Origin of the sequence: Paenibacillus lactis, assembly GCF_017873605.1 — a bacterium.
In the GTDB taxonomy this organism is placed as follows: Bacteria; Bacillota; Bacilli; order Paenibacillales; family Paenibacillaceae; genus Paenibacillus_AQ; species Paenibacillus_AQ lactis.
Genome location: NZ_JAGGKI010000014.1, coordinates 150881 through 177044, shown reverse-complemented (window position 1 = coordinate 177044; position 26164 = coordinate 150881). Strand labels below are relative to the sequence as shown.

Here is a 26164-nt window from a genome sequence, read left to right as displayed (position 1 = left end):
AGCCTATGAAACAACAACTGATCCCGAATCCAAGCTTACTTCAAAGGCATCTCAATCGATGAGCTGCGCCGCCCTCAATAACCGCTGCAGCATCGCCGCCGCTTCGCCGCGGGTCAGCTTCGAAAGCGGCTTAAGCGCATCGTCGGCTCCGTAGACGATCCCTTCGTTCACAAGGACGGCCGCTGCCGGTTTGGCCCAATCGGACAGGTCTTGAAGGTCTCTGTAACCGTCAAGAACAATATCTGCTTCCTTCTTATTCATTACAGTCGTTAATCCTGCCAGCTTCATCGCTCTGGCCATAACGGCCATAGCCTCTTGACGCGTAATGCCTTGATCTGGCCGGAAACGGCCGACCGCATCCCCTTGGATCAGCTCATACTGCACAGCTTGTGCAATGACGCCGCTGTACCAGTCGCCTGCATGGACATCCTGGAACGCGGAGCCTTCACCCTTCACCTCAGGCAAGCCGAGAGCCCTCACGATCATGGCGGCAAATTCGGCACGGTTCACTTGAGCGTTCGGCGCAAAATGGAGCGTCGCATGATCTGCACCTGAGCCCGCTCCAGCTCCATCCTCGCTGCTCCCCTTTCCGCTTAGGATCATGCGTGAGGCAAGATCATTCACCGCATCGTTGGACCAATGAAACGTAACATCGGCAAGATTCGCTTGATGAGCAACGAAAGCAACGGTTCCTGCATCCAAACGGTGCATGATGGCCTCAACGCTGCCATCCTTCCTCGGTTCAACGCGTGTCGGGATGTGGTATAATTCCCCGTTGTCATCCACTCCGACAGCTGTCGTGATGCGGCCCGGCATTCCCTGCGGCCAAGTGATTCGGTGCTCCATATATTGCGGGAATCGCTTCAGCTCAAGCGGCTTATCATGGGCCTTCGCTTTCGCTGTTATATCGAAATCGACTGGGGAACCGACCAGAGCAGCCCCTGATTCCGATAGAGCCTTCTTAACGGCTTCTGCCTTAGCTGCATCGGTAGCAGCCATCTTCAAGGTCACCGACATTTGATCTGCCGCTAACGGCAGCTTCGGATTGTCCGGCTCGTGCCAGCGAGACGATGCCATCACGGCTGCAGGAACATGGAAATGGCCCAGCGTTGATCGGATTTCAACGGCTCCCTGCTTGGCGCTAAGCAGATCTATCGCTTCTCCGCTTGCCTCCAGGGAGACCTGATCCGCAGGCTGATCCAGCGCGATAATGATTACCGGCTTGTAGTCCACTGTCTTTAAACGGGCTTCCAGCTTAGCCGTATCCAATTTCATCGATACGACGGTATGTCCATTTATCTCATGGGACAAACCAGCAACCATCCCTTCCTGTGACTCATCGTTTAGGGTAACTCTGATCTTCACGCGATTCTCCGAAGGTGCGGCATGGTTCGATTGGCTCGGCAAAGCCGGCCCTTGGCCCGAATCTGGCGCCGAGCCTCCAGGAGCTTCAGGAGTTCCGCCGCCCCCGGTTGACGCTGCTTCCGTCACCGCCGCTCTATATTTCTGCTGCTGACCATCGGGCGCCGTAACAACCACCTCGATGACATGGTTCCCAGCAGCAATGGGAAGGTCCGGGCTTTTTTGCCCGGAGACGAGATCGATCGGTCCGAACACCAAATCTCCGGCTACGCCGTACACGCTGGCCGCAACCGTCGCCCTCGCATCATACACCTGCGCCGTCACTGTGATCCGATTCGTTTCCTTTGGAACAGCTGCCTTGTAATCATAGTGATATCGATCGAATGCAGGGCTAAGACCGACTTCGCCTTCGGATGACTCAAAGCGCAAACCTTGCAGGCTTGCGTCGTACGCCGGAACCGCAGCTTCCTTCACCGTAAAGCTCCATGTATCGGCCCCTTGAATCCCGGCAAAGGAGGCACCTGAAAGATTACCGGTAAAAGCCCCCGGATCGATCTCGACATAATAAGCCATCCCCTCATCGAAATCGTTCAGCGGATCAATAATCGCCGTGTTGCCGAGAATCGTTACTCTCCCTGCATCGGCCGCGTCGATGGTCTCCACAACATGCGAATCCGGGCTCTGCCTGATCGTAATCAATCGGCCCGAGACAGCTGTCACTTCTTCTTGAAATACCACTCGCAGGGGCACGTCTTTTTCCACTCCGACAGAATGATGAGACGGCGTATACGACAATGCCCTAAGCTCGGTCGGGGACGGGAGCGGCTTCCATTTGGCGTACAGCGTGACATCCTGTGTACCGAATGTCAGCTTGCTGCCGGCCGGATAATCGCTCCCGCTGCCGTCCGGCTCCGTGTTCCAGCCTTCGAAGACAAATTCATCCTTGCGCAGCTGTCCCGTATTATCCGCCACCAACGTCTCGTCTCCTCTGGCAAACAAACCGCTGCTTACCGGAACATTCCCTGCGGTGTGTCCGTTGCCGTCATAGGTTAACGAGTAAAGGTTCGGCCATTTCGTTGTCACCTTTACCATACGGTAGCTGCTTTTTCTGCCGGCAGCATCTTTGGCAATGACATTAAAATAATAGTCCGTGCCTTCAGAAAGACCGTTCACCACAAGGGCGGTTTGATCCGTCGCATAGCTTCCGACCGGCTTACCGTTCTTCTCCATCTGACTGACGTCCCCGATATTCGAGCTGCCTGATGAATATAAAAGATACTGCAGCTCGTGCTGCTCCGTCATATTGTCCACAGCCTTGGGCCATTGCAAAGCAACCGAGTCCGTCGTGATACTGTCCGGATTCAGAGTCCCGCTGCCTGGATCCGGCGGCGTTGTATCCAGTACGGCCTTCGTCAGCGTCGGCGTATCCCTGGTGCTGGATGTCCCGTCCCCGAGTTGTCCTCCGCCGTTAAAGCCCCATCCCCAGACGGTTCCATCCTTCTTCATTGCCACGCTGTGAAAACCGCCTGCCGCAATTTCCCGAACATGCTCGATGCCTGACACCGGGACCGGAATGAGGCTGGATGCATTCGAGCCCACGCCAAGCTGCCTCTGACTGTTATCCCCCCAGCTCCATACGTTTCCCGTCCGGTCCAGGGCAAGGCTGTGGTAGCCTCCGCCCGCAACGGCAACGATATGCTGCAAGTTTTTAATTTGCACGGGTCTTGTTCGGTTGGTTCGTGTGCCATCCCCAAGCGTGCCGTATGTGTTTTTTCCCCATGCCCATACGGTGCCGTCTTGCGTAACGGCCAAACTATGGGAGCCTCCGGCGGCGATCGCCATGACGTCAGTCAGCCCGGCAACCTGCACCGGAACGTACCGATCCGTCGTCGTCCCATCGCCAAGCTCCCCGTCCCCGTTTACTCCCCAAGCCCATACGGTGCCGTCGGATTTCAAGGCAAGGCTGAAGTAACCGCCTGCCGCAATCGCCGTCACATCGTTCAGACCGGCGACCTGAACCGGAGTATTTTGTTGTAACGTCGTTCCATTGCCCAACTCGCCGTTGTCATTCTTCCCCCAAGTCCATACGCTCCCGTCCTCGGAAAGCGCCATGCTGTGATAGCCAAGCCCTCCGGAAACGGCCTTTATTCCGCTCAGCCCGCTCACCTGGCCAGGCACGTTCATATCCGTTACCGTCCCGATTCCTAATTGCCCATTCTCATTGGATCCCCAGGTCCATACGGTACCGTCGCTCCGAAGCGCCATAGTGCTGCGAACGCCGGTGTGAACGTCGATGACATGGTTCAACCCCTTCGCCATCACCGGCGTCGTGCGGGCACTCCAGGTGCCGTTACCCAGCTGTCCCCTGTCTCCATACCCCCACGAATAAACTTCACCGCTGCTTACGAGCGAAGCGGTATGATAGTACCCGGCCACAAGCTTCGGTGCAGCGGCCGGTGCCGCAAACGCATGACGATATCCCGCGACCCAATCCAGCTGCAGCAGAAGCATCGCCATGCACAGCAGGATTTTCACTGAACGCCTTAGCATATTCTCCTCCTTCGTTTCATTAAGCGTTTATAGCCACAGCCCGATTGGGACCGCGGCACCAAGGATGGTATCAAACTTATCGCAGGAAAACGATTGACAAACGTTAACTTTTCATCTTTTTTTTCATATAATCTAGTTACCTCGACTCAATTCCCGTAAAAATAACGTTCGTATATTGTGAGGGTATCCTATGAAACTACTGACCGACCCACCTATTCTGAAAATGAAAATAAGCCCTCCCGGGCTGAAAAAGCATCTGATCCATCGGGATCGGCTGCTGCGAATGTTGACGGCAGGGCAAGGAGGACAGCTGACCACCATTATCGCCCCTGCCGGATACGGCAAATCGACGCTGCTTGCCCAGTGGGCTTATGAAGCCGGCAAACGATGCGCCTGGGTGTCCCTGGATGAACGGGATAACGACCCCGTCCGCTTTTGGCGATACGTCACCGCTGCTCTCGGCTCGGCGCTTCCCAAGCAGCTGGGAGATCGCCTTCTGGACCATACGCATCTGCTGCCGGGCTCCTCGGTCGAAAGCTTTCTGGATACGCTGATCAGTGAATTATACGAGCATCATGAACCGCTCCATCTCATTCTCGAGGACCTGCACAGCATTCACAATGCGGCCATCCATGAGGGGATTTCCTACTTGATCGACTACCTTCCAGAGCATCTCCATCTCCTCATCTCCTCCCGAACCGAGCTTCCGTTCCCTACGATCAAGGGCGTGATTAACCATGAGATCCGTCATATCGGAATAAAGCAGCTGGAGTTTACATTGGATGAGACGGAGCGTTTTTTTCATCACGCAGATGACACTGGGCAGCCTCTTCTGACTCCAATGCAGCTGGATACCGTCTGGAGCCAATCGGAAGGCTGGATTGCCGGTCTCCAGCTGGCTGCCATTTCCCTGCAGAACGGCATGGGACCGGAACCCTTTATGGATGATATGACGGGGAATCCGTCTCTGCTATCAAAATACTTGTTTCAGGAGGCCGTGAGTAAGCAATCCTCCAAGGTGTTTTCCTTTCTGCTCCAGACGGCCGTCCTTTCAGAGCTCCATCCGCAGATTTGCAATGCCGTAACGGATTTCAGGGACAGCCGCCCGATGCTGGAGGAGCTGCAGAAGCTGAACCTGTTCCTGGTACCGCTGGATGAACAGCATGCCTGGTTCCGCTACCATCATCTGTTTTCGCAATTTCTGCTGGACCTCCTGCAGCGTGAGTATGACGGTGAGCATGCGAAGCGTCACCGGCTTGCCGGGCAATATTACGCCGCCATCGGCTCCATGGATGAAGCCATCGACCATCTGTTAGCAGCGCAGGACTTCGAGGCTGCCGTGAATTTGCTGGAGCCGCATATGCAAAGCGTGCTTGAACGGGGCGAGATCGCCACGCTCCTAAAATGGTTTGACCGAATCCCCCCTCAATACCCGATGACACCCGAATTATCATTGGCGCATGCCTTTATCGTGGTTCTTACAGGGGATCTGATTCGCTCCGAGCGCATGCTGTCGCGGATTGAAGAAGCGTGCGCTGCACTCGCGCCTTCGGATCGACGAGAGAAGCTCCAGAGCAGCATATTGTTCGTGCGCTCCAATCTCGTGTTTTTGAACGGGGATTTCGCCAAATGGCTCGCCTTCAGCGAAGGCTTCCTCAATAACCTGATGCCCGACAATCCCATATACTATCAGTTCGATTACAATCGGCGGGAGCCATACGTAAGACGAACTCCGCTAGGCATGAAGGGTGCACTATCGGCCGATACGGAGAAAATTGCCCATCTGTTTACCGGCGTGCTCGAATCCCATGGCTGGGATCATTCGCTTATGAATTTATACGTGAAGCAATCTTTGTGCGAGGGGTATTATGAATGGAATCGCCTTACCGAATGCCGTGAGCTGCTGGTTCACATTCGAAACGCCCCGCCAGCCGAAGACACAATGGGTTTGCTTGTGCCGCTGCATATTACCGAAGCCAAGCTGTACGCAGCGGAGGACAAATTCCATCTTGCCCATTATGCGCTCGATGAAGCGCAGGCCGCTGTCCTCTCCGGAAGATCAAACCTATGGCTCCCTCCGTTAAAGGCCGTACGGGGCTTGCTTTATCTCCGGGAAGGGCGGATATCCGAAGCCCGGAAGGAAATTTCCGCCCTTCACGTTTCGGTCAAGGACAGGCCTGCCTATAGCCGGGAAACCGAATACCTGGCTTTCATCCGCCTGTTAGGCAAACAGGGCAGGGAAGCCGAAGCGCTTCATCTGCTGGACCTGTTAAAGCCCCAGGCGGAGCGCGAGCAGCAGCGGTCCAGCATCATCGAGATCACGAGCCTTCAAGCGCTGCTGGAGCATCAGCGTGGTCAGCGACGGAAGTCGCTTCAGCTTCTTGGGCATGCTTTGCATGTGGGAGCGCAAAACGGTTATGTCCGTACCTTCCTGGACGAAGGTGCGGATATGTACCGGCTTCTGAAGCTGTATTCCAACCAGGCTGGGCAGGAAGATAGCTTGAACTCGGAAGCCCTGCAGAACCTTGACTATGCGCGCACGCTGATGGAGCATTTTTCCTTAACGGATCCTTCTACCGCCAAGCCAGCCATGCCGGTTCTTCCGGAAGGGCTGAATCGGAACGAAATGAATCTGCTGCGCTTGATCCGGCAGGGTGCCGCCAATAAACAAATGGCCGCTGCCCTGGGCCTGTCCGAAGGAACGATCCGGGTGTATTTATCCAGGCTGTACGGCAAGCTCGGGGTGACCACCCGAACGCAGGCTTTGGTTAAAGCCCAGTCGTTAAATCTGCTGGAAGAGTGAATGTAACATATATAAAAAAAGGAACCTGTCGCGGTCTGTGGACCCGAGGTTCCTTCTACTTTTCGATTTCCTTTAGGCATCCTTCTATCGCTTATGAGCTGAAGGATCGTATCCATTTAAACCGGTTGACCTTCACGATCGCCACAAAACACTTCAAAATCTGATCCGATTTCAAGCAAATGAATACAATCAGCGGCGACAGGCCGAACGCGAAAGCGCAGAGCGCCGAGGACGGCAGCACGATGAGCCACATAAAGATGAAGTCGTTGTACAGCACGAAGCGCGTGTCTCCGCCGCTGCGGACGATCCCTGTCAGGGCCGGCATCTGATAGGCGGTGCCGACGACCGTAATCGATAGCACCGTCATGAAGTGTCCGGCCAGCGTCTTCGCCTCTTCGGAGATGGAGTAGAAGCCGAGGACGGGGCCTTTCAGCAGGAACAGGACCGCGCCGGTCGCGAGGCCAAGGAATACATACAAAATCTGCAGCGTTTTGGCGTAAGCTATGATTTTATCCATCATGCCTTCGCCGATCGTCTTCCCAATGAGCACCGCGGTCGCGCTGGCTGAAGCGTAGATGATGACCGTAACCATCTGGAAGATCGTGTTCGCAATGGAGTTGGCCGCGATCGCGGATTCCCCCATATGCCCCAGAATAGCGGTTTGTACGGCCATGGCCAGCCCCCAGATCGCATTGGACATCAGAATCGGGGAGCCGACCCTGATATATTGCTTGAACAGCTCCCGGTCGATATGCAGGAAATCCCGAAGCGCAAGCCCGATCTTGCGGTCGAATCGTTTGATATAGAAGCAGACGATGATGCATTCCAGGATGCGCGCCGTTAGCGTGGCGATCGCCGACCCTTGAACGCCCAATTCGGGAAACCCCAGGTGACCGTAAATCAAAATATAATTCAGCACAATATTAATCACCAGCGTAGATAACGACACGATAAATCCGATTTTCACCGTCTCCACGCTCCGCAGCGTGGCAAGCAGCGAGCTGGTCACGGCAAAGAAGATGTAGGAGAAGCACATGATTCTCAAATACTCGACACCGGCGGCAATCACGTTCGCGTCCTTCGTGAACAGGGACAGCACCTCTTGCGGGAAGAAGAATACCACCAGCCACATCATGACGCCGAGCGCTATCGACATCCGCATGCCGATGCTTGCCGCTTGTTTTATTGAATCGATCCGCTTTGCCCCCCAGAACCTGGAGGACATGATGACTAGCCCCTCGCAGGCTCCCATCACGAGCATATGCAGCAGGAATTGAATCTGGTTCGCAAGCGCGACGCCGGACAAAGCCGTCTCGCTGTAACCGCCAAGCATCATATTATCCGATAAATTCACTCCAACCGATATCAGGTTCTGCATCCCGATCACAAGCGTCAGCCAGAAAAATCGCCGGTAAAACCCGCTCTCGCGCACAAATAAACTCATGTCGTCTACCCTTCTTCGTCTATAAGATGTCTATTTATTTTATTTAAATATATATGAATTGCAGAAAATGAAAAGAACAATCGGAATCGAAACACACTCATGACGCAAACGATGCGATAGATTCATAGATTTGGAGCGGACATAATAACATTATAATGTTTTTGGGGCAAAAACTAGTCGTGAAGACTGAGGGGACTGCGAATGGCAGCTGCCCGTCTTCGACGGCATCCCTCCCGATTCCGCAGCATGTTCCCTGCCATACGTCATAGCAATCGCCAAGGATATGAATCTACCTATGGATGAGGCGGCGCTCCGGCTGGCTTTCGTAGTCGCAACAGACTATGTACAAACCAACATACCGTAGATATGATGGCAATGGATTCCCAATCCAAATTATGGAACGAAGGAGAATGTGTATGACCGTGTGGAAATATCCGTTATCCACCAAGATGATTCAACGCAGTATAATCGCCGTGCTGGGAACGGCGCTTCTCATCTCTCCGCTTGAAGCTTTTGCTGCCAATTCCGCGCCAAGTCCCGAAGCTTCCCCGTCCAACCAATCCGCGAAAGCCGAGCCGGTTGCTCCTTCCGGACACGAACCGGTGATAGAGGGCAGCCTGCTGAATCTTGGCGAACACCGTTTTCTAAACCGTAAGGAGCTGATGCAGGAATGGGATGGTCTGGATCCGGATTATGCACCGGAGAAGGCCGTCGCCGCTGTTCAATCATTGCTCTCGGAGGAAGACTTTGAGCAGCTGTTCCCTTATCGGCTCGGCTCGGAAGCATGGTTCGAGGTCGCCAAGGGGAAAGAATATTATAAAGCCGACCAGACGGATTATTTCTCATATGACAATCTCATTTCCGCGGTAGCGGACGTATCGAATCTGAAGATTAAAATCAGCACGAGACAAGGATCCCCTTCAGCTCAAGAGATCCAACGGCTGGACAAGGAGGCCCGGATCGAGACGCTTGTGCTGCGGTCGCCAGACTTTAACGCTCCGGAAAATCGCAGCAAGCCGATTGAAACCGTTATCATTGATGGCGGTACGTTTCTGAAAGAAGGCTTCAAGAAGGACCGCAAACGCGAGCTGGCCGCCTTCCTCGCCAACCTGTCTCATGAGACGGGCGGCGGATGGGCGACGGCGCCTGGAGGCCCGCTGCGCTGGGGACTGTTCTGGAATGAGAACATCGCGGGCCGGACGGGAGCCAATCCGGACGCCTTCGTCGATCCTGAGTCAGCCGAGCTATACCCGGGAACGCCCGGCAAGCGTTATTACGGCCGCGGACCGATCATGCTCAGCTGGAATTTCAACTACGGTTTGTTCAGCTCCATCATTTACGGGGACAAAAGCGTGCTCCTTGACCAGCCGGAGATTGTCGCAGCCGACGGCAAGATCGGTTATATGACCGCGATTCTATTCTGGATGACGCCGCAGAATCCGAAGCCTTCGGACCATGACGTCATGGTCGGCAAATGGAAGCCTTCCGCACTCGATAAATTTAGAGGCCTCGGCGACCCGGGCTTCGGCACAACGATTATCGTCTTGAACGGCCTGGAAGCAAACTTAGGTGAAACCGAAGGAAGTCCGGTCCAGCGGCGGGCAGGGCACTACCGCGATATTACCGCCCGGATAGGCGTCGATATTACGGGAGAAAAGGTAGATACGCTCGGCATGAGACCTTTCTAACCGTCGCCTCCATTGGCGGGATAACCCGACACAAGCACCGCCGGTCGGAAGATTGGTGGTGCTCCTTGCAGCTTACCATCGTGCGCAGGCTTGAATCCCATAATGCCAACCCTTGCGATCGACGGGCAGGGCTCCTGATGCAGCCTACCGTCGTAAACTGCCTTGCTGTCCGATAATCCAATCGCTGCGCGATCGACAGGCGCGACGCCTATGCAGATTACCGCTTACGTAGCCTCTCCATCCAATGACACCAGTCGCTGCGTAATCGCCAGACGCTTTGCCTTCGGCAGCGTATTCAGCACCAGGTCGTAAGAATGATCAATCATGTCTTGCAGATCGGCTTCGCTCAAGGAACCGTCGATCGTGACCGTATTCCAATGCTTCTTGTTCAGATGGTATCCAGGCTGGACGGCTTCATGCTGTTCCCGTAAGTTCGCTGCAATCACCGGATCGCATTTCAAGGAAATATGACTGACCTTCTGGTCCGCTATCGTTAACAGAGCGAACATTTTGCCGCCGACCTTCATGACGACCGGGAGCGGACCGAACGGATAATCCTCCAGGGCTCCCTTTTTTGAAAGGCAGTACGCCATAATCGGGTCTCGCAAGCGACCACTCTCCTCTTCTAAAAATAGACTCATCATAGAATCATTCGAACCGATAGATTCGGGACTACCTTACATCATAATTTTCCTTACCATCCTTGTCCATGATTTGTTCCTGCTTTCGTGTTCGATCATGTTCGGTCACTCCCGCACGGTTAGTTCCTCATTTCCGCAGGATTCCTGCTCATTGCCATGACATTAGTTATCACCTTGCGCTTATTCGATAAAAAATTATTTTCAATCTCACAGCTTGGCTCAAGGCCAACGTGGAGGCTTGCTCATCTTTCCCGGCATATGCTGATCAAAAAAGAGAGGTGAGCCTCTAAGAATATGCCCTATAAAAGCAGCACCATCAAAAGCAAATGGAAGAAAACGAAGTGGCTGTTAGAGGACGCCTATTTTCGGCGTTATGTCCCGCAAACCCTGCTCTTTAGCAAAAAAAACCTGACCTCCATGCTGAACGACTATAACACCGTCTTCTTTAAGCCGACCGACGGGTCCGGCGGCAAGAACATTATTCGGATCCGCAAAACCGATGGGGGCTATCAGAAGCAGTTCAAAACGAAAAAAACGTATTATTCCGGCATCGATCAGCTGTATCAGGAGCTGAAGCGTTTTGCCGGCAACCGTTCCTACTTGCTTCAGAAAGGCATCCGCCTCGCGAAGAGCAACGGCAAGCCGTTCGATATCCGGGTGATGGTCCAGAAGACCAAGAAGGGAAGCTGGGTCGGCACTGCCTTGTTTACAAAGGTCGGCAGTCCCGGCAAAGTCGCCACCAACTACAATCAGGGAGGCAAGATCGGCACGTTCCGGCATACGATGGAGGGCGCCGGCTTCAACCCCGCCTTCATCTCCCAGATGGAGACCGAGCTGAAACGGGTCGGCGTAGCGACTGGCCATAATTTTGACCGTCACTACAAAGGCTTTAAGGAGCTTGGACTCGACGTTGCGCTGGATTTCAGCGGGCGGCCATGGATTCTCGAGGTGAACACGAGACCGCAGGTCTACCCGCTCCTGACGCTGAAGGACAAGAGCCTGTATAACCGCGTTATTTCTTATGGCAAGCAGTACGGCAGATATAAATAGCCGGGTCCCCTTATCATGGTGGATCATACGAACAACGGCCGGGCATTATGCCCGGCCGTTTGTCCGCTTATATAGAGGTCAATATAAAGAGAAATCCGATTATGACTTGATCGCCACCACTTCAATCTCGACCAATCCATCCTTAGGTAAACGCGCTACCTGCACAGCGCTGCGTGCCGGATAAGGCTCCGCGAAGAACGAAGCATAGACTTCATTGACTGCTTGGAAATCGTTCATATCCTTTAAAAATACGGTGGTCTTGACGATATGCTCCATCCCGAAGCCGGCAGCTTCCAGAATCGCCTTCACGTTCAGCAAAGAACGTTTTGCCTGTTCTGAGGCCGTCTGTGCAAATTGTCCGTCTGCATCCATTCCCAGCTGACCGGAGGTAAACAGCATATTTCCGTATTGGACGGCTTGCGAATAAGGGCCGATGGCACCTGGAGCTTGATTTGTGGAAATGGTTGTTCTCTGTTGTTCTGTCATGTTGTCTCTCTCCTCATTAGCGTGTCTAAGCACGCATTTATATTTTTTGATGGTACTTGGTGCATTTCCTTCAGGGTAAATTCTTAATTGGCAGATGCGGTGTTTGCGTTAGGCTTGCTGAGGCTTCGCTCTTGATCGCCCCCATACTCCTTTAGCATTTCCTCCTGCTGCTCAGGCGTAAGCTTCGCGATCCCGAACCCGGTAAAGCCCCAAATCGTTGCAAAAATGATGCCGGTCCAGCACAGCACGGCCCAAGGCAGATAGGACAGCGTCGCCACGCCCAGCGTTCCTGCCATATAGGCACCGGCCGCCGTCCATGGCAGGATCGGCTCGGTAATGGCGGCAGAATCTTCAACCGTCCGCCCCAGATTTTTCGGATGCAGCCCACGCCGAATATACGCCTCGCGCAGCATCTCGCCCGGCATTAGGATCGATACCTGGCCGTTGCTGGTTACCCCGATCATCGTCAGACCCGTTGCAATGGTAGCCAGAATCAGCGATCCTGTGGAATGGACGAGTTTCAGAAGCTTATCGACAATCAGCTCCAGCGACTTGGTTAGCGAGATCGTGCCGGCAAATGTAATGGCACTGAAGCAGATAAGCAGCGTTCCCATCATGGAGCTCATGCCTCCCCGGTTAATGAGACGCGGAATGTCCGCAATGACCGCCTGAGGATCAAAGCCGCTCACGTGTACCATCGCGATATCGAATCCGCTTACCACAGAGGTTACAACGTCATGCAGTGTGAATCCGTGGAAGATCATGCCGTTCGCCATCGCGACAAAAGAGGATATCAGCATAACCGGAATTGTCGGTTTTTTGGTAATGGAGCCGTATAGCACGATCAGAACAGGCAGAATCAGCAGCAAGTTCCAGTCGTAGATCGTGGTGAGCGTATTCATGATCTCAGTGACCTTCTCCGGAACTCCGCTGCTCGATGTATGCGTGTTCAATCCTGTCACAACATATACAATCCCCGCCACGAAAAAGGACGGCAGCGTCGTGTACAGCAAGTGGCCGATGTGCTCATACAGGTTAACGCCGGTGGACAGTGCCGCGATATTGGTCGTATCCGAGAGCGGCGACAGCTTGTCCCCGAAATAAGCGCCTGCCACTACCGCACCTGCCACGGCAGCAAGATTGGCGTCCATACCGGCGCCAACGCCCATGAAGGCAACTCCGATCGTACCGGCCGATCCCCAGGATGTACCGGTACACACCGATACGACGGATGTGACCAGAAAGGCGGTAATTAACAAGAACTGCGGATCAATGATTTTGAGCCCGTAGAATATCATCATCGGAATGGTACCGCCGACCATCCATGCGCCGATCATGAATCCAACGACGATCAGAATAAGAATGGCCGGCATCGTCTTCGCTATTTTTTGCGAGATGGACTCCAATATGTCGTTATAGCTGTAACCCAGCCTGATCGCGATGATGCCTGCGACAATGGCCGATGTGATAATCAACGGCTCCGGAGGCAGCTCAAATAAAACGTAACCAAGACACAGCAGAATCACCATCGTAAATATCGGAAGCAGCGCAAGAAACATGGTAGGCTGCTTAATTACTCGTTCCTTTTTCGGCTTAGCCATATCAATTCCCCCTGGATGTAAATAAACGTTTGTTTTTTAACGGTTTAACGGATATGCCGAAGCCATCCGCGCTAAGCCTTCTTGAATAATCCCTCGCGGAGCGGCGATATTGACCCTGATGAAGCCTTCACCGCCTGAGCCGAAGGATGTGCCATAACTGACGCTTACTCGGGCCTTCTCCTGGATCCAATCCACCAGATCGCTCTCCCGTCGGCTGACGGCCCAACAGTCGATCCACAGCAAATAAGTTCCTTCCGGCTCAATAATCTTTAGTTCGGGCATATGCTCGGCGATATATTGTTTCGTAAAAGCAATATTGTCCTTAATGTATCCTTGAAGTGCCGTTAACCACTCCTCACACGAGGTATAGGCTGCTTCGAGCGCAGGTACGGAAAAAAAGGTCGGATTGTGGATGCCCGCCTGCAGCAATCCCTGCTTAAACCGCTCCCTCAGATCGCGATTCGGAATTATAATGTTGCGATTTCGAGACTGGCCAAATTAAAGGTTTTGCCGGGCGACGTACAGATGACGGACCGCTCCGCGATCTCTTCCGACAGCTTGGCGATGACCGTGTGCTCATGTCCCTGATGAATGAAATCCGCATGGATATCATCGGAGACTATCAATGCATCATACTCGATACAGAGCCTGCCGATGCGCTCCAGCTCCTCCCTTGTCCATACCCGTCCTACCGGATTATGCGGGGAAATGAGCAGAACCATTTTGACGCCTTCCCGCATGCGCTGCTCCATGTCCGCAAAATCGATCTCATACCGGCCGTTCACCAGATGCAGCGGACTCTCGGTCAGGACACGGTCATTAAGCGTAACCGCTTTCGCAACAGGCTGATAAACCGGCGAGTGGATCAGCACCCTGTCACCGACTTCCGTACATTTCTGGATCAATACCGAAACTGCTTGAATAATTCTCGGGCAATAGACGATCCAATCCCTCTCTACTTTCCATTGATAAGCTTGATCCATCCATTGACGGACAGCCTCATAATAAGTCGGGAACGGATCTGTGTATCCGTAAATACCGTGGCGGGCCATCTCGCATACCTTGTCCACAACGGCTGGCGGCGCCGGCACATCCATGTCGGCTACGGAGAGGGCGATCATGTCGCTGCCCAAGCTTTGCGCCATTCCGTCCCACTTCGCACTGTTCGTACCAAACCTGCTGACAATATGGTCGAAGTTGAATGTCATGATGTCACCTTCCTTGGTTGTTATTCTTTCATTCATGATGATTGATGGACTAAAGCCGGTTATTTCAGCTTCTGCAGATATCGGTACACGGTAGGCTCGGATATGGATAAGGCTGCGGCGACTTTGGATACTCCGCCTTTTAGCAAAAATACGCCCTGTTCATTCAATTCTTTCACGATATCGATCTTCTCTTGGGATGATAGCCGATCAGCCGGCATGCTGATTTTGCTAAGAACAGACTGGATGATGTGCTGAAGCAAATCGTCGACGTTTCCTTGCAGGTATTCCGTTGACGGCTTCTCTTCTTTCGGAGCATCGATCGATGTCGGCGGCGTCAGTGAAGCGCCTTGCAGTATACTGTTGATCCATTCGGCCGCAACATCCATATGCGTAACATCAATATTTAGACACATGAGGCCCACCAGCCCGCCGTTTCGGTCTTTAATAAAATACGTTGCCGACCTGAAAGTCTGCCCTCTCGGACCGGAGGCTTTATAGTTTGCAATGAATTGCTCTTCGCGGTATGCCTCCGCCTTCAGAATCTTCAATACGAGGTCGGTTGAAGCATCACCGACCTTGCGTCCGCTAATATGCCCGTTCTCGATAAAAATGATGGAGCGTTCCGGATCACTGATGTCGTGCACGACCACCTCGCATTTCGGCCCGATAATTGCCGCGATGAACGAAGCAATCGGAAAATAGCTTTCGAGCAGCTGCCGGGTCTCATTCATGGAACGTTCTCCTTTCTGTTGAGTGTAATTGTATAATGTCATAACTGCATAAATAATAATTATTTATCATGATAATATTATATTATACAAATGAAACGTTTACAACTTTTATTTTAAAATCAATTCTCGCTCTGGACATTAACGTTACGTCATCGTTTATCCTATTCATACATATTCATGAAAACAGTTATGGGAGGGGAACGTCATGGTTGACCATTCAACCATCATGAAGAACGGACGGTGTATGGAATGCGGGGCAATGGAGCTTGATCGGTACTCTTGTTATGAACAATTCGGCTTTCCTCTCGCTTGGGAGCATCAGGATCCGGAATTATACGCCCTTCATTTCTGGCTTGTCTCCTGTTATATGATCCAGCACCCTTCCAATTATACCGATGCAGGGTACGACCAGTTAGTCGACTTATTTCGAGATGCTTATGACAACAATTGGGATGCGGCAACGATATTACGGGAAAACCGCGAACGGATTCAAACCGTAGGCAAAATAGCGAATCCCCTCCCAAGTAATGAGAGATCCCGCAGCCAGAGAAGCTGGACGCGTACGATCAATGATGTTTACATCGGCGGGGAAGCGATGGCGATCGACAACATCAAGAAGTGGCGTGACGCCATACGAAGTGAACTCTAATCGATTGCACGAATTCCCCCTGAACGAAACGACACTCCTTTGCATCAGCCAAACGCAAAAAAAGGCCCTTTCACACCGGTCATAGCTGACCTGTTGAAAGAGCCTCGTCGGGCGCCGACTGAAAAATGCCAAGCGAGAAGCGCAGCGGTCCTCCGCTTCAACGGCCCGCATCGACTGTGCCGGTATCAAGCTTCAGAGCGTGCCTGCAGATCCCGCCACACCTTTTTATTGCTATACTGCTTCTCCATGCTGATATCCCTGCCAAACCATGCCGGCGGCACGAACGCTTCAGCGTCTTCGAGCGAAGGAAACTCCACTTCCAGCACCAGCAGCTCGATTTGGTTGTAGTCATCGATTTCAACGATGCGCTCTCCCCAACGGGCAGTGACTCTCCTCTTGGTAAGCGGGATCGCCCCGTGCGCCGTCACCACCTGTTCATACAGCCCTTCCGAAATGGAATACTCAACCTCTTCCCTGGCCAGCCCCCAACCCTTCTTAAAGGTATGGGTGAACTCCACCGCCCCGGTCCTCATGTCGATGATTTTGCGCACGCGCAGCTCTTGATCGCCGTCCAACGCCAAATACGTCTGCTCGATTTGCTGCTCCTTCTCGACGATAAGCGCCCCATTCTCGATAAGAGCTGCAGGGTATTCGCCCAGCAGGTATTTCCGTTCGATTTCAACCGCCATAACTCCTATTCGCCTCCACTCGTTAAACCCTTGCTATCGTTTCTCAATTATAAAGACGAAAGGGGCAAGCTACAAATAAAAAAACGATAGTTGGCAACTGCGGTCAGGCAGCCCTACTATCGCTCTCGGTATAACTTATTTTCGAATCAGCTTCTTATAGGCTTTAATGGTCTGGGTGTGTATCCCTTCATGAAACAAGCTGAACGAAAGAAACTCGCCAACCGTTTGAAGCGTGAGCGGTCCAATGGTGACCGGATGCGCCGAGGATTGGTCCATGCGGCCTTGGAAGGTATCCCGAATCCGCTTGATTTGGCCTTCCAGAAGCTCAATCAGTTCAGAGAGTGCAGGGGCCTTGGAGGTCCAATCGGCCGGTTTGGTCCCCGTTGCAAACCAAGCCTCGAATCCCTCCGGCAAATGCGGCTTCTCGCCTGCCGTCGCAAAGGCAAACTGTTCATGAACGGTGTAGATATGCCCCAGATTCCAGCGAATGCTGTTCGCGAATCCTTCCGGCACGATGTCGGCCTCCTGCTCCGTTACATCCTTCGCCGCTGCAAGGGTCGATGCTCTGGCAAAATCCAGTTGATTCAGCAATGCTTCATTCATCATCTGATATCTCCTTTCTAATCGTATGTAACTATCCTATCGAAATTCCATAGAGTTCGCAAGAATAGGCGTGTTCCCGTGAGGGGAGATACATTTCAGTCGGTCGATATCGAAAATAAAAAGCTTGTATCCCTTCTTTCTTGAGGGGAAATACAAGCTTTATTGCTCTACTGTAACTACGCCGCCGTTCTTGCGATGATTTGGGTGCGTTCCAAAGCGGTACGGGCTGAATCATCAGCAGGGCGGTAACCTTTTTCCAACAGCTCCTTGATATAAATCTTGTTGTAGACGAAGGAAAATACGATTCCGCTAATCCATGCCCCGAGCCCGAGCGTAAATGAACCAAAAACTGCAGAAATAATAAACATAATAACTGCCCATTTCAAATCCCCGCGGAATAAAGCCGGAAGAAACGCGAAGAAAAGGGTTGTCCAGCTAAACCCCAGCTTCACTCGTTTGGTGACCCCCGCATCATTCTTTAAATAAATCTTCACCATTTCACGTCCCATGATTCATAGTGAAAAAAGCAGCAGTCTCTCATATTCTCGTGCAGTTCTTAGGTAGGAATCCGATAGACAAAACCACTTCTTTTATCCTATGACTATATTACCATTTCATGACATGGAAGTTAATCTATATTTTTTCCTATGCCGCTAAAAAAGAATGTTTTTTGGGTAACCCCTCAGTCCCATGGCCCTCCCGATGATTTGAACCCGTTCGGCCAAACTGTTTATACTAAAGAAAAACTATACAATTTACGTACATAAAAGGAGTCGATCATGATGAACTACCGTCGTCTTGGCAGCAGCGGGCTTAAGGTGTCGGAGCTTGGCCTCGGCACCAATGCGTTCGGCAAACGAGCCGATGAGAAGACCTCGATCCGCATTATCGAACATGCTCTCGATCACGGCATTAACTTTATCGATACAGCCAACATCTACGCGGGTACCGAATCGGAGCGAATTATCGGACAAGCGCTCGCCGGGAAGCGGCAACATGTCGTGCTGGCCACCAAAGCGGGGTTGATAAAGGGGACGGGCCCGAACGAACGCGGCTCCTCCCGCTATCATCTCCAGCAGGAGCTGGACAACAGCTTAAAGCGGCTCCAGACCGATTATGTCGATCTTTATCAGATCCACACCTTCGATCCTCACACGCCGCTGGACGAAACGCTGCGCGCCCTGGACGACATGGTCTCTGCGGGCAAGGTCCGCTACATCGGCGCCTCCAATTACGCGGCATGGGAGATCATGAAGGCCCTCGGCATCAGCGAGCTCAAGGGGTATGCCCGGTATGTATCCACGCAAGTAAGCTATTCGCTGGCCGACCGCACGCCTGAACGGGAGCTTGTGCCGCTGTGCTTGGATCAAGGCGTCGGCATTATCCCGTATTTTCCGCTGGCAGGGGGGATTCTTACGGGGAAATATAATCAGGACAACCGGGTGCCGTCCGGTTCCCGGGCGGATACGGACCCGAACTTCCAGCGTTTCCTTGAGGATCACAATCTCAAGCTCGGCACTCAGGTCTCCCAGCTGGCTGCCGAGCATGGGCACTCTCCAAGCGCTTTGTCCCTGGCATGGCTGATCCATCGTCCTGCGGTTTCCACCGTCATTGTCGGCGCAACGAAGACCGAGCAGCTTGATGATAATTTGAAGAGCCTGGACATTAAGATGGACGATTCGCTTGCGCGCAGCCTGGATGAAATCAGCGAACCGTTTGTTCATGGCAATCCGTTTGCGACATATCGCCTCGATTGAGCAAAGGCTCTTAGAAGCCATGAATTCATCGTGGCTCGCTTGCGACCAAAAGCACACCCGGTGCAAAATATGCAAGAAACGTAGAACAGCGACCGTCCCCGTATCGGGAACGGCCGCTGTTTATTTATGCTGTATTGGTTTCATCTGCTGCTTGTGGCTTCAACATTTCCTGATTCCACGCTTCTTTAGCGCAGCAGGAAATCCTCAGTCGTTATTATTGCCGCGGGACTCTCCGCCCTTACGGCCGATTTCCTCATAGAATTCCTTATCATGCGATTTAGACGTGGCCTCGCCGCCCTTGCGGCCGATCTCCTGATAAAACTCCTTGTCGTGATTTCTGGCCGTTGCTTCTCCGCCTTTGCGTCCTGCTTCTTCTCTGCTCATTTTGTTATCGTTGTTAGCCATGTTTCATCACTCCTAGTCGTTTTATTGATTACTGCTATGTCTCATATTTAACCATTCCCACTGGGGTGAAACATTCGATATCCTTCGTACGATTATTTAATTCTTCACGGTTTCGTTCACGACGTATGGCCCGGTTCCGGGCGTCGAATGCTGGTGCTTGGCAGCCGGCTTCAGAACGGGCGCTTCCCCGTAAGCCGTAGGGTTGGCCACATACTCGAAGTTGCCCGTACCGTCCGGCATCGGCCCGTTCGCCCAGCGTCCCATGCTGCTCTCCTCGCCTACGGAGAAATTCATGAATTGCCGGGTTGCCTCCGTAACCGCACGCTCCCGAGGGAACGACGCCGGTGCGATCGGACCGTCAATCGCTTCGATCTCCTCGATGGCTGCCAGCCATTGATTCTGGTGCATAATATCACGCGCAATCATGAACGACAGCATATCCCGGACGCCAGGATCGGTCGTCTGTTCGTACAGTCGCACGACCTGAAGCAGCCCTTGGGATTCCGCATTCAGGTTCGCCCGGAAATCGGCCAGCAGATTGCCGCTCGCGATAATATACTTGCTGTTCCACGGATAGCCGTTGCTGTCCGTCGGCATTGCGCCAAGCCCTGACACGATCGCATGCTGCGGATTCATACCGCCGAGCGCGGCGGCAATAGCCGGATCCTTGGCCGCTTCGTCGACTTGATCCGCCGGTGCACCGTCCAGCAGCTGAGCGATCATCGTGCTCAGCATTTCGACATGCGCGATCTCCTCTGTCCCGATATCAAGCAGCATGTCCCGATATTTTTGCTCCGCACGACAGTTGAAGCCTTGGAACAGGTACTGCATCATGACGGACATCTCGCCATACTGTCCACCCAGCACTTCCTGAAGCTTCCGGGCAAATACCGGATCCGGTCTTTCCGGTTTTGCGCGGTATTGAAGTTCTTTCATGTGAATAAACATCAAGTCGTCCTCCTTCAGGGTTGGATTGATATGGATCGAACGATTATTTCTTACCCGGACCCATCGATATTAAACAATTGTGCATCATGAAGTCCGCGTAAGCTTCAATGTTCCGTTCATAATAATTAAAGCCGCGACCCGCGCGGCTAAAAGCGTAAACCAATATTTTCGTCAATTTATACGGTCCCCCTCCAACCGGACTGCTAATCCGCCAAGCATCGTCCTTCCCCAAGAATGCCTATATCGTCCGTGGACGCTCATGCAATAAATCCGACGGAGCGGTGCCCATGACACGCTTATAGGTTCGATAGAAATAGGAGAGGTCCTGATATCCTAAAAATACGGCAATCTCCTGTACCGTCAGCTGCGATTCGGTTAACAAATAGGCTGCCCGTTTCATCCGCTGAGCGTGAACGTACTGGCTGATCGTCTGCCCCGTTACGCTCTTAAAGAGCGCCGCCGCGTAATTGGGGGTTTTGCCAATGGCATCACCCAGCTCCTCTTTCGTTATTTTCTCACGGTAATGCCGCTCGATATATGACTTCATCCGTTCCGCATGCAAGTGCTTTTCGGACGGAATGGCCCCCCTGTCCAGCTCGCGGCTGATATAAATCAATACTTCTGTCAATAATGCTTCTATCATCATGGCATAATACGATGGGCGCTCCTGCCACTGCTGATGGATCCCTTTCATACGTTCCAGGAGCAATTCATAACAGCCCGGTTTATGCTTCAAAACGTCTTCCCGTCCGAGCACGGGTAAAGCCCGGGAGACGTCTTCCGTCCATTCAACGACGATTTGCGTATGCGTTACGGTCGGGATGCTTTTGGCATAAAACGGAACGCCCGCCGGAATAACCAGAAGCTCGCCCTTCTTCATGATCTGCTTATCCCCATTCAGCCAATACACGCATGTTCCATATGTCACAAGGCTTAACCGCCATGCTCTCTTCGCCGGGTCTGCTTCTTCATACCAATCGACGCCGTTAATTTGCCTTACATCTATCGGAGTGACCATAACCCACCTCTTTCACGATACTATAGTCTAATCATTGTACTATAGTTCCTATCATGATTCGACAAGACAGGCTACAATGTCATCATTAGGAAAGTTTGAATTGAACTTGTATAACGGAAACAGACTGAAGGGTACAAAATAGTACGAATACAAAGGAGGATCCAATAATCATGCTCAAAACAAAAATCATTTGTACGATGGGACCTGCGTGCGATTCCATTGAGGTGTTGAAGAATATGATTCAAGAGGGAATGACCGTTGCCCGTTTGAATATGGCCCACGGGGAGCCGGAAGATCACGTGACCCGGATCCGGAATGTTCGTCAGGCCGCGTCCGAGTTAAACAAGTATGTGCCTATCATGATGGACATTAAAGGACCGGAAGTGCGGATCGGCAAGCTGAAAGAGCCTTCCTGCCTGCTGGAGCCGGGTCAGGAGCTCATCCTGACGACGGAGGAAATTCTAGGCGACGCCCGCCGCATCTCGGTCAACTATCCAGAGCTTCATCAAGTGGTCAAGCCGGGAGACCGCATACTCATCGATGATGGCCTCGTGGACCTGAACGTTCTGCATATCGACGGGCACGACATCCATTGCAAAATCATTAGCGGCGGCGTGCTCAAACCGCGTAAAGGCGTCAATCTGCCGGGAATAAAAACGACGCTTCCCGGGGTCACCGAGCGGGACGTGAAGCATATCGGCTTCGGACTGGAGAACGGGATTGAGATCATTGCCGCCTCTTTCGTGCGCCATGGCGATAACATTCGCGAGATTCGCCGCATCCTCAAAGAACGCGGCGCGGACCATGTGCAGATCATCGCCAAGATCGAGAACGAAGAGGGCATGCAGAACCTGGATGACATCATTGAAGCATCGGACGGCATCATGGTTGCCCGGGGAGACCTTGGCGTCGAAGTGCCAGTCGAAGAAGTGCCTATGATGCAAAAAGAAATGATCGATAAATGCAACCTCGCCGGCAAACCGGTTATCGTGGCCACGCACATGCTCGAATCCATGCAGGTCAATCCCCGCCCAACCCGCTCCGAGGTAAGTGACGTGGCTAACGCGGTCATTCAAGGCGCAGACGTTGTCATGCTGTCCGGGGAATCCGCCGCGGGCAAATACCCGGTGGAATCCGTGCGCACCATGGCGGCCGTCGCCCGCCGCGCCGAGACGATGATCGATTACAAAGATCAATTCGCCTTCAAATCCAGACAACAAGTGGCTAACATTACGGAAGTCATCAGCCAGGGAGCGGTCAGCTCTTCCCTTGTCTTGAATGCGAAAGCCATTATTACGGCGACCGAGAGCGGATTTACCGCGCGGATGATTTCGAAGTACCGGCCGAAGGCGCCGATTATCGCCGTCACGCAGCATGAGGAAGTGCTGGCGAAAATCTGCCTGCTCTCCGGCGTCATTCCGGTAAAAGGCGACAAGGTTACGACAACGGACGAAATGTTTGAATCCGCAACCCGGAATGCCATTAAGACAGGCTACATTGAAAAAGGCGATATTATTGTATTATCCGCCGGCGTGCCGATCGGCCAATCCGGCAACACGAATCTGATAAAGGTACTGCAAGTTTAATATTTTTTAAGACCTCCCCATGTTTCAGCCGTGCCAATTGCTACTCAGAGCAATAACGACCTAGAGCAATAAAGCGCAAATGATATAACGCTCTATATGGGGGCAGGATAAACGTCGGATTAGGACCGATTACGATAAAAAAGGGTTAGGCAGATCGGGCTTCGAGCCCTCTGCCTAACCCTTTCATATTAAAGATGCACCGATTGTCCTAGCAGCCGCCCCCGAACAAAATGAAATCGAACCGCTGGCTGTCCGCAGACAGCTCGGGAACGAGCTAAGCTATCGTTATATAACCGCCCCGGGATCTTCTCTGCTAGACAACTACGGCCGTTCCGCTGACGGCGACCATCAGCATGCCTTCGCGAATGACCTCATAATCAATGTCGACGGCTAAAATCGCATTGGCTCACATATGATCGGCTTGCTGTTTCATTTCGGCAATGGCTGCGTCCCTTGCTTCCTGCAGCTTGTTCTCATATGCGCCCGAACGCCCTCCGACAATGTCGGTGATCGAGGCCAGAAAATCCCTCACCACATTAGCGCCCATAATCACTTCGCCTGTCACGACGCCGATATAACGTTGAACCGGGTAACCTTCAAGGGTGGATGTTGTTGAAATTAACATGGAATATTCCTTCTTTCGTATTGGTTTCCTCTTATTACGCTGGAAAAAGGGATCGGTTGCGGTGATTCCCTCTTCCGCGTCTACCTAACATCCTGGAATAAACAAACAAACGGCATTCCTGCCGCTTGTTTGTTTCGCTTTTTCGTCTATTCTGCTATCTCTGCCGCTTCGATTAGGCAAGGGCTGCGTATTGCTCCCCGGCTGCATGAAGATAATACGCAAGACCGGTCTGCTGCTCCTCCAGCATCCGGAGATGGAAGTCATCCTGCAGGAAAAACTTCGTCTGCGCCGCAAAATCCGCCGGCGTTATCGAATGGCCATGGGCGTTCAAGAATGCCAAATGCTTGCCGATCAGGCGCTGTACGCGTTCATCGTTATGCTTGACCCCGGATGTTAACGACTCGGCCATCGCCGCCATGAATGCGGAGGCCTCAGCCGCTTGCTCGTTCAGATCCGCTGCATGGATCTGCTCATCCTGAAGCAAATCAACGTCATAGGCGTCCTTCAAGTAATCATTCTGTTCCTTTAACGCTTCCTTCCAGGCTTCATCGCTATCAAAGCCTTTAAACATTTCCTCTGGTTTCATCGGTTGTCCTCCCTCCAGTTCTTTCATTGATTTTCTGAGCGTGTCCAGTATCGTGTCCAGGCGGTCCAGGCGAGCTGCAAGCAGCTCTTCCTGCTCCGACAGGATGGTCCGACGGTTCTGCGAGCCGTCCAGCAGCTCTTTGATTTTATCCAGCGGAATGTCGAGCTCCCGGTAGAATAAAATTTCCTGCAGTCGTTCCAGCTCGCGCTTCCCGTACAATCGGTAGCCAGCGTCGCTGATTTCGGCGGGCATAAGAAGGCCTATCTTATGGTAATGATGCAGTGCCTTGACGGTCACGCCCGACAATGTCGACACTTCCTTTACCGTGTACAGCATGCGGTTAACCTCCTTTCAGCTATCAGTCTAAAGCCTCCTCCAAGAGGAGAGTCAAACGTTATTTGGATTCCAGCAATATGAAACGAGACGGTTAATATGTATGATTCCTTATTAACGAACAAAGCCAAGACCTGTCTGTAACAAGTCTCGGCTATCCTCTTGCTAATAATCGCTGCGTTGCGCCCTTCACTTCCCCATGATTGTAATCCGAAGTTGACGCTGATCATCGTGCTACAGTCAGCATTACACCGCACTCCGGGAGAAGCACAGCGAAACAGAGCTGCAATTTACCATGGTTCACTGAAGCTTCCGCGATCGTCGTCGCAATAGGCAATCAGTTTATCCCGAAGCCCCTTATACCAAGGGGGCGCGTCGTCAAGAACGAGATCGCTATGCTCCAAGGCGCGGAGGATTCTGGCGAAGCTATACAGGCGTCCGAACCGCCGAAACCTCGGAAGCTCCTCTTCGGTTTCCGGCTCCAAGCTCCGGATGGAGCGATAGCCTTCAAGAAATGCCTCCCGCTGGATCCGGCACTCCGTATCCGCCAGCGTTGATGCGATATCCATCGCAAACCAATGATACATCGAGTCGTCAAAATCGATAACTTGAAACGAGCGCTGATCCGCTTGATAGAATACGTTATCCAGTTGGAAATCATAGTGGATCAAACCGAAGCTCTGTCTGGACGCAGGCATGAACTGCAGCCATAGACAGATGCGGTACAGCTCTTCCCTCGCCTCCCGTTCTTCGGGATGCCGCTTCAGCACCCCGTCGATCCACTGCAGGATCTGCTCCGGACCTCTCCGCCGGTATAGCCCCGGCTCGTATTCACAAGATAACCTGTGAAGCCGTGCAAGCGCCCTCCCCCAATCCCGGCACTGCCGCTTCGACACAGTCTCGTTGTTCAGCACGGCACCGATGGCCGCGCTAAATACGACACCGTAGTATGTGCCTTCCGAGGTCCGTACCGTTTCGACGATATTTCCGCCGGATGATGGCACAGGAAGTACGCACGGGTACCCCCGCTCGGCCAAAAACCGCATATAATCCAGCTCGGCGGTCAGCTGTTCCATGCTACGATCCTCATCCGAACTAAAACGCAGAAAATACCGGACGCCCTGACGGTCAAGCACATACACGAAATTGGTGCTTGCTCTCCAGAGCTTCATCGTCCCTTCGTCATGCTCCCATCGCTTCGCCATTTCGCGGGCCACCGTATCGCCGGCCAGACCTCGAACCATTGTCGTTAACCTCATCATCTTCTCAAGCGTTCCTCCCATGACAGCGCGAGAGGACCGAGCGTATATCCCTAAATCCCGAGCCCTCTCTCCTGTATCCGATTGTGAATGAAATGCGTATTCAACAACGTCACCCCTTTCCATGGCTCCTTCAAGGCCC

At 52.7% G+C, this 26164-nt stretch carries 21 protein-coding genes and 2 pseudogenes; 6 read left to right on the top strand and 17 right to left on the bottom strand.

Annotated features, from left to right (window positions below):
• Positions 1-51 precede the first annotated feature (51 nt).
• Complete coding sequence (locus J2Z18_RS22770; RefSeq protein WP_210095398.1) at positions 52-3912, bottom strand: RCC1 domain-containing protein; 3861 nt, start codon at positions 3910-3912, stop codon at positions 52-54.
• Positions 3913-4102: 190 nt separating this feature from the next.
• Here J2Z18_RS22770 and J2Z18_RS22765 point away from each other — a divergent pair, with 190 nt between their 5' ends.
• On the top strand, positions 4103-6715 hold the full coding sequence (locus J2Z18_RS22765; protein ID WP_210095397.1) for a winged helix-turn-helix domain-containing protein: 2613 nt from the start codon (positions 4103-4105) through the stop codon (positions 6713-6715).
• A gap of 91 nt (positions 6716-6806) precedes the next feature.
• On the opposite strand, the gene J2Z18_RS22760 is transcribed toward J2Z18_RS22765, so the two are convergent.
• Complete coding sequence (locus J2Z18_RS22760; protein ID WP_210095396.1) at positions 6807-8159, bottom strand: MATE family efflux transporter; 1353 nt, start codon at positions 8157-8159, stop codon at positions 6807-6809.
• A gap of 416 nt (positions 8160-8575) precedes the next feature.
• Here J2Z18_RS22760 and J2Z18_RS22755 point away from each other — a divergent pair, with 416 nt between their 5' ends.
• A complete protein-coding gene (locus J2Z18_RS22755) occupies positions 8576-9847 on the top strand; it encodes a chitinase (RefSeq protein WP_210095395.1) in 1272 nt (423 codons plus the stop codon).
• Between the two features lie 224 nt (positions 9848-10071).
• Here the strand turns inward: J2Z18_RS22755 and J2Z18_RS22750 are convergent, their stop codons facing one another.
• A complete protein-coding gene (locus tag J2Z18_RS22750; protein ID WP_007131260.1) occupies positions 10072-10455 on the bottom strand; it encodes an MmcQ/YjbR family DNA-binding protein in 384 nt (127 codons plus the stop codon).
• A gap of 327 nt (positions 10456-10782) precedes the next feature.
• Here J2Z18_RS22750 and J2Z18_RS22745 point away from each other — a divergent pair, with 327 nt between their 5' ends.
• Complete coding sequence (locus J2Z18_RS22745) at positions 10783-11538, top strand: YheC/YheD family protein (RefSeq protein WP_210095394.1); 756 nt, start codon at positions 10783-10785, stop codon at positions 11536-11538.
• A gap of 99 nt (positions 11539-11637) precedes the next feature.
• On the opposite strand, the gene J2Z18_RS22740 is transcribed toward J2Z18_RS22745, so the two are convergent.
• The 5 genes from J2Z18_RS22740 to J2Z18_RS22725 form a co-directional block, all read right to left on the bottom strand.
• Positions 11638-12024 (bottom strand): RidA family protein, encoded by a 387-nt coding sequence (locus J2Z18_RS22740; protein ID WP_210095393.1) that lies wholly within the window; start codon positions 12022-12024, stop codon positions 11638-11640.
• Between the two features lie 83 nt (positions 12025-12107).
• On the bottom strand, positions 12108-13625 hold the full coding sequence (nhaC, locus tag J2Z18_RS22735) for a Na+/H+ antiporter NhaC (RefSeq protein ID WP_210095392.1): 1518 nt from the start codon (positions 13623-13625) through the stop codon (positions 12108-12110).
• Positions 13626-13661: 36 nt separating this feature from the next.
• Entirely contained in the window at positions 13662-14054 is a 393-nt protein-coding gene (locus J2Z18_RS30585) for a beta C-S lyase family protein (RefSeq protein WP_245256140.1), read from the bottom strand.
• Between the two features lie 38 nt (positions 14055-14092).
• The gene (locus tag J2Z18_RS30580) at positions 14093-14833 is read right to left on the bottom strand and encodes a MalY/PatB family protein (RefSeq protein ID WP_245256139.1); all 741 of its coding nucleotides are present in this window, start codon (positions 14831-14833) and stop codon (positions 14093-14095) included.
• Between the two features lie 59 nt (positions 14834-14892).
• Positions 14893-15564, bottom strand: a complete 672-nt coding sequence (locus tag J2Z18_RS22725) for a helix-turn-helix transcriptional regulator (protein WP_144872711.1) — start codon at positions 15562-15564, stop codon at positions 14893-14895.
• A 205-nt stretch (positions 15565-15769) separates the two neighbouring features.
• Between J2Z18_RS22725 and J2Z18_RS22720 the strand changes: the two genes are divergently transcribed.
• Positions 15770-16213 (top strand): DUF5946 family protein, encoded by a 444-nt coding sequence (locus J2Z18_RS22720; protein ID WP_210095391.1) that lies wholly within the window; start codon positions 15770-15772, stop codon positions 16211-16213.
• Positions 16214-16398: 185 nt separating this feature from the next.
• Here J2Z18_RS22720 and J2Z18_RS22715 read toward each other — a convergent pair whose 3' ends face one another.
• The 3 genes from J2Z18_RS22715 to J2Z18_RS22705 all read right to left on the bottom strand — a co-directional run bounded on the left by J2Z18_RS22715 (position 16399) and on the right by J2Z18_RS22705 (position 17999).
• Positions 16399-16902, bottom strand: a complete 504-nt coding sequence (locus J2Z18_RS22715; RefSeq protein WP_210095390.1) for a CYTH domain-containing protein — start codon at positions 16900-16902, stop codon at positions 16399-16401.
• Between the two features lie 135 nt (positions 16903-17037).
• The gene (locus tag J2Z18_RS22710; protein ID WP_245256138.1) at positions 17038-17508 is read right to left on the bottom strand and encodes a DinB family protein; all 471 of its coding nucleotides are present in this window, start codon (positions 17506-17508) and stop codon (positions 17038-17040) included.
• A 173-nt stretch (positions 17509-17681) separates the two neighbouring features.
• Positions 17682-17999, bottom strand: a complete 318-nt coding sequence (locus J2Z18_RS22705; protein ID WP_210095407.1) for a DUF2628 domain-containing protein — start codon at positions 17997-17999, stop codon at positions 17682-17684.
• 288 nt (positions 18000-18287) lie between these two features.
• Here J2Z18_RS22705 and J2Z18_RS22700 point away from each other — a divergent pair, with 288 nt between their 5' ends.
• A complete protein-coding gene (locus tag J2Z18_RS22700; protein ID WP_210095406.1) occupies positions 18288-19262 on the top strand; it encodes an aldo/keto reductase in 975 nt (324 codons plus the stop codon).
• A 207-nt stretch (positions 19263-19469) separates the two neighbouring features.
• On the opposite strand, the pseudogene J2Z18_RS22695 reads toward J2Z18_RS22700, so the two are convergent.
• The 3 genes and pseudogenes from J2Z18_RS22695 to J2Z18_RS22685 form a co-directional block, all read right to left on the bottom strand.
• Positions 19470-19667, bottom strand: a pseudogene (locus J2Z18_RS22695) (KGG domain-containing protein); the annotation flags it as partial.
• A 96-nt stretch (positions 19668-19763) separates the two neighbouring features.
• Positions 19764-20615 (bottom strand): manganese catalase, encoded by an 852-nt coding sequence (locus J2Z18_RS22690; RefSeq protein ID WP_007131248.1) that lies wholly within the window; start codon positions 20613-20615, stop codon positions 19764-19766.
• A gap of 238 nt (positions 20616-20853) precedes the next feature.
• Complete coding sequence (locus J2Z18_RS22685; RefSeq protein WP_210095389.1) at positions 20854-21633, bottom strand: helix-turn-helix transcriptional regulator; 780 nt, start codon at positions 21631-21633, stop codon at positions 20854-20856.
• A 170-nt stretch (positions 21634-21803) separates the two neighbouring features.
• Between J2Z18_RS22685 and pyk the strand changes: the two genes are divergently transcribed.
• Positions 21804-23219 carry a pyruvate kinase gene (pyk, locus tag J2Z18_RS22680; protein WP_210095388.1) on the top strand — a complete coding sequence of 472 codons (1416 nt, stop codon included), beginning with the start codon at positions 21804-21806 and terminating at the stop codon, positions 23217-23219.
• Between the two features lie 313 nt (positions 23220-23532).
• Here the strand turns inward: pyk and J2Z18_RS22675 are convergent.
• The 3 genes and pseudogenes from J2Z18_RS22675 to J2Z18_RS22665 all read right to left on the bottom strand — a co-directional run bounded on the left by J2Z18_RS22675 (position 23533) and on the right by J2Z18_RS22665 (position 26025).
• Positions 23533-23844, bottom strand: a pseudogene (locus tag J2Z18_RS22675) (YbjQ family protein).
• Between the two features lie 172 nt (positions 23845-24016).
• Complete coding sequence (locus J2Z18_RS22670; protein ID WP_007131244.1) at positions 24017-24766, bottom strand: MerR family transcriptional regulator; 750 nt, start codon at positions 24764-24766, stop codon at positions 24017-24019.
• 287 nt (positions 24767-25053) lie between these two features.
• Complete coding sequence (locus J2Z18_RS22665) at positions 25054-26025, bottom strand: phosphotransferase enzyme family protein (RefSeq protein WP_040739224.1); 972 nt, start codon at positions 26023-26025, stop codon at positions 25054-25056.
• Positions 26026-26164 lie beyond the last annotated feature (139 nt).